General features: G+C 38.3%; 3 protein-coding genes. All 3 read right to left on the reverse strand.

Features of this window, described 5'->3' with window-relative positions:
- Positions 1 to 337: 337 nt before the first annotated feature.
- On the reverse strand, positions 338 to 2,506 hold the full coding sequence (gene ppk1 / locus BGL89_RS05900) for a polyphosphate kinase 1 (RefSeq protein WP_286824901.1): 2,169 nt from the start codon (positions 2,504 to 2,506) through the stop codon (positions 338 to 340).
- Positions 2,507 to 2,867: 361 nt separating this feature from the next.
- Positions 2,868 to 3,713, reverse strand: coding sequence for a DUF4435 domain-containing protein (locus tag BGL89_RS05905; protein ID WP_286824902.1), 846 nt, complete (start codon positions 3,711 to 3,713; stop codon positions 2,868 to 2,870).
- Positions 3,710 to 5,137 (reverse strand): AAA family ATPase, encoded by a 1,428-nt coding sequence (locus BGL89_RS05910; RefSeq protein WP_286824903.1) that lies wholly within the window; start codon positions 5,135 to 5,137, stop codon positions 3,710 to 3,712. The genes BGL89_RS05905 and BGL89_RS05910 overlap by 4 nt, the downstream gene beginning before the upstream one ends.
- Positions 5,138 to 5,196: the final 59 nt, after the last annotated feature.

The raw sequence follows: 5,196 nt of genomic DNA on the forward strand, positions 1-5,196 counted from the left end.
AAGGAGAATCAATCTCTCGAAGTAAAAGTGAAGGGAATTTCTGAAATGGAATTCAGTCTGTCTATATTTGACTATACTTTTACTAACTATCACATCTGATCACTGATTACTTAGGGTTTGCGGCAAAAAGTTTTTCGGTGGGTGTGGGGTGTAGGGTGTGGGGTGTAGGGTGTAGGGTGTAGGGTGTGGGAAGTATAAATAAAAATAATCTCCTGTCTCCTGACTACTAATTACTGACTACTAATTACTGATAACTGATAACTGATAACTGATAACTGATAACTGATAACTGATAACTGATAACTGATAACTGATAACTGATAACTGATAACTGTTCCTATTGACTAATACCCGCAGATTTAAGGGCTTTTTCCATTAAAATTACATGGGTACTGCTTTCCTGTCCCTGGTTGGCAGCACGACGCTGAATATAACTGCCGTCGGATTGTAATTCCCATGCTTGCCGGTTATCTGACAACATGATACCGAGAATTTCTTCCAGTTCCTTGGCGATCGCTGGTTCATCGATGGGTGTCACTGCTTCCACGCGACGAGTCAGGTTCCGCGTCATCCAATCGGCGCTACCAATATAAACCTCCTCCTGACCACCATTGTAGAAGTAAAAAATGCGGGAATGTTCCAAAAAGCGGCCGATAATGCTAATTACTCGGATATTTTCGCTTACTTCCGGCAATCCGGGCCGTAAACAACAGATCCCACGAATAATTAAGTCAATCTGCACGCCAGCACGAGAAGCGGCGTATAAGGCTTCTATAATCGGTTTATCGACAAGAGAGTTCATTTTTGCGACAATGCGCCCCGTACCGCCATTTTTACAGTTTTTGACCTCGCGATCGATCATTGCTAACATCCGTTTTCGCAAACTCACCGGGGCAATTAAAAGTTTGCGGTAGGATTGCTGACGGGAGTATCCGGTCAGAAAGTTAAATAAATCGGTGATATCTGCCCCTAAATCCTCGCGACAGCTAAGTAGGCCTAAATCAGTGTATAATTTAGCCGTTTTTGGGTTATAATTACCCGTGCCAATATGGAAATAACGACGGATTTTATCCCCTTCTTTTCTGACCACGAGAACCACTTTCGTATGGGTTTTAAGACCAACTAAGCCATAAACAACGTGAACTCCGGCTTGTTCGAGCTTTTTCGCCCAAGTAATGTTATTTTCCTCATCAAAGCGGGCTTTTAGCTCCACTAACGCCGCTACCTGTTTACCATTTTCCGCCGCTGCAATCAGGGAATTGACAATCGGGGAATCTCCGGAAGTGCGATACAAAGTCATTTTAATCGCTAAAACATGGGCATCATGGGCAGCCTGGGCGATAAACTGTTGTACTGAGGCACTAAAGGAATGGTAAGGGTGATGAACGAGAATATCGTTATTGCGAATTAAAGTAAAAATATCTTCGCCATCCTGTTCTAGTATCCCGTCTTCGTTACCGTCAACTATTTCTCGCAATCCCTGTAAAACCGGTGGGGTGACAGGATTCCAAGGCGGATCTTTCAGTTCGGGACAGGGTAAAGACATAAAATAAAATAAATCTTTGTGTCCCAGCAGTCCATCCACATCGTAAACATCGATCTCCTTAAGTCCCAGATCGCGCATGATCCGGTTTTTAATATTGCTAGGGGTAGAACTGTGAATTTCCAGACGTACTGCCGATTTACCGATGCCGCGCTTGCGTACTTCTTCCTCGATCGCTAATAATAAATCATCGGCCTCATCTTCTTCGACGGAGATATCGGCGTTGCGCGTCACCCGAAAAGGATAACATTCTTGAATGATCATGCCGGGGAAAAGTGCCTCTAAATTGTGCATTACCACCTGTTCGAGCGGTACTCCGGTCCAAATCGAAGCTTTTCCGTCTTGGTGGCGTAATTCTTTGGATAATGCCAGAAAACGGGGGAAAACCTGCGGTACTTTCACCCTGGCAAATAGTTCTTTATCGGTGTCGGGATCGCGAACGACTACGGCTAAATTGAGACTAAGATTAGAAATATAGGGAAAAGGATGACTAGGATCCACCGCAAGGGGAGTTAAAACGGGGAAAATATTTTGTTCAAAGTAATCATGGAGATAATTGCGCTGTTCTTGATGTAAATCCACATAGTTAATCAGATGAATTCCCTGTTCTACTAACAGATTTTTCAGGGTGTATTCAAAAAGGTGATCCTGTTGCTGGACAAGGGGACGCAGACACTTACTTATCTCGGTTAGCTGTTCCGAGGCAGTCCTGCCATCGGCACTTAAAACAGCTACATTTGCCTCTACCTGTTGTTTAAGAACTGCCACCCGTACCATAAAAAATTCGTCGAGATTGGCACAAAAAATGGCGGTAAATTTTAATCTTTCTAGTAGGGGAGTCCGAGGATCAAGTGCCTCATGAAGCACGCGATGATTAAATTCTAACCAGCTTAATTCTCGGTTAAAGTAATATTGCGAATCTTTAAGATCGATTTCGGAAGTTACGGTAGGAGCTTTAGTCATAGAGTCTATATCCAAATAGTAGATTGAACAGTTAGAAAGAAGCCACTTAAGCCTAAATTTGACTATTTTGGGCGTTTTTTAGGCTATATTGCCCCAGATTAACCAAAGTTACCCCGATTATCTTGGATGCTAATCCTACTGATTCTAGCCTGACCGGGGAAAAAATCAATTTATTAAAAGGTTAAGAAATCAATCCCGACCGCTCAAGGTTAAATTAATCTTTCGGTGAAATTAGAGTGCAAGGAAGAAGAATAGGCATAATTTGCTGAGAATATCGTCTTTAAAGCATTGCTTTGATTATAACACAAAGTCGAGCCGATTGGTTAAATCTATCATCTCAAACGTAAGGCAATAATCCGAATCAGAATATTTGATCAGGATGATGATTAGATTGCCAATTGACCATTAGTTGATATATTTGTGTTTGATAAAAATAAGATAACTCATAAGCTAATCTTAATTCTCTTTCTAAGACTTCTGTTTTAACATCATTAGCATTCCATGTACCTAAAACTTTACAGAGTGCGATCGCTAAAATGTCGATAAAATCGTGTCCACAACATAGCTGCCACGGATCATGATTTTCATCGCTAATTACCGATAAATCCTGTTTAATTTGCTGTTCATCTAAGGACGGTTTCTGAGAATGATTTTTGATACTTATAATTAATTTGTCAATATTTATTGACAGATTCTCTTTGTCAATAAAATTCTTAAAATTTAATCCTTCAAACTTTAAATCTAACTTATTCCTAAGAGATAGCCATCTTAATTTACCAATTTCCTGCCCTAACTTTAGTAAAGTTTCTCTAATATCTTCGGTAAAAGCTTTAATTTTTTCTTCACTTCCTCGTTCTTTTAATAATTTATCGAAAGCGGCAGATTTAATTAACATCATTTCTAAATCATGTTCATCAGTCAAAAAGAGATTATTACTGTCGGGAATTTGCTGTTCTATTCTCGAAAAATCTGCATCTATAACAGCAACAACTCGACGAAAATTGTCTTCTTTTTCTAAGATGGATAATGCTTTGATAGCATTATTTTTACCAGAAGCAATTGTCACCCTAACCTCTTGCTTGTTTACTAATCGCTCATAAATAAGTTTATCACTATGACCTTCAACAATTAAAAAAACTCCCTCATGATCGCCGCGTAGTAAACGAATGCTATTAGCAATTCTGTCAGGTGTTATCTGATCTTTCATTTTTGTTTTGGTTTCTCTAATTCAACTGTCAAATCCCAACGATCATTAATAATATCAGGAGAATGGGTAGCCATCAAAATATCTAACTCAGAAAGTTTCGTAATTTCCTGTAAGTCTTTTAAAAATTCCTGCTGCCATGAAATATGAAGTGACATTTCTGGTTCATCAATTAAGATCAAAGTATTAGGTTTAACTTTAAATAACAATTCATATAAAATTACTAATTCGTGCTGTTCCCCAGAAGATAAATCTGTTGGCGATAAAACCTCCCCTTCCTCGGTAGTAAAGATAAATCCTTTGCCTTGATCAATAGTAACACTTTTGAAAGAATATTTTTTATTAATTATATTTTTAAATAGCTCTACTTTAGGATGAATGTCATTGAATACATTGAGCTTTCTCTCTACATCCTCAATATAAACCGATAATAATTTTCTGGTGCTATCATCAATACTATCTTTAACTTGAAAGTTAGAATCTTCATCTTTTTTCAACAGTCCTGCGCTAATTAATTGATTTCTTTCCCTTTCAAGTTGATCAATTTTTTCCTTTAGTTCATCATCGGTCAATGATGCCTTTTTTTGTACAACTCTCGCCGGAAAGGTTCGGTCTAAAGTTTGAGATAGTTGTCCATACTCTGCTAATTTAGTTTGAATATTTTCTGCTAAATCTTGAGAATAGCTGGCCACAGAGTACAATGTCATCGGCATCCTTATAGTTCTGCCAATTTTGGCACTATTGGAAATATCTAATAGACGTTGTGATTCAATAAAACGAACATTAATAGAGTCTAGAATTTTCTTTAACCAATCAGGATATTTTTTATCTCCTTTCTGGAATTGCTTGGGTAAATATTCTCCAAATCGTTCATAAATATCTTCTAGATCGAGAATTTCTTCTGTGGGGGTATATATCCATTTTTCTGCTCCAACTCTATCTAAACCGGGTATGACATCATCTATCATGCTGAGAGGGAAAGAGATTGTTTTCCCGTCTGGTAAATTAGGAGAAAAAGTCGGTTCTTCTTTTTGATCGGAGGAAGTAAAATTAAAATTAATCTTTGGTCTTGCATTACTTTTTTTATTCCTACTGGTGGAAGCTTTGACAACATCCACAAAGCTTTTATCGTCAAAAATTATAGTAAATTTTTGAAAAGGAATAGCTCTTATGTCTGAATACTTTAAGTTAAAAAAACCATTGACCAATCGCAGTATTGAGGTTTTCCCAAAGCCATTTTTACCATGAATAATAGTTATTCTTTCCTCCATATTGAGATTAATTGTATGGTCAAATATGCCAAAAAGATGCTTAACTGTAATTTGTTTAATTCTCATAATTTCCCGGGAGCAAGCGATTAAACTTAGACGCACTCTACTACTCTTGACATCCTCACCGCCGTAAAACGGACGGCGATTCCTCACCACGCCACTTTTTTAGAATGGTCGCTGAATGGGGTTGACGCTTCACGGGATGCTGCTTCTTT

This window comes from Microcystis sp. LSC13-02, from assembly GCA_002282935.1.
In the GTDB taxonomy this organism is placed as follows: Bacteria; Cyanobacteriota; Cyanobacteriia; order Cyanobacteriales; family Microcystaceae; genus Microcystis.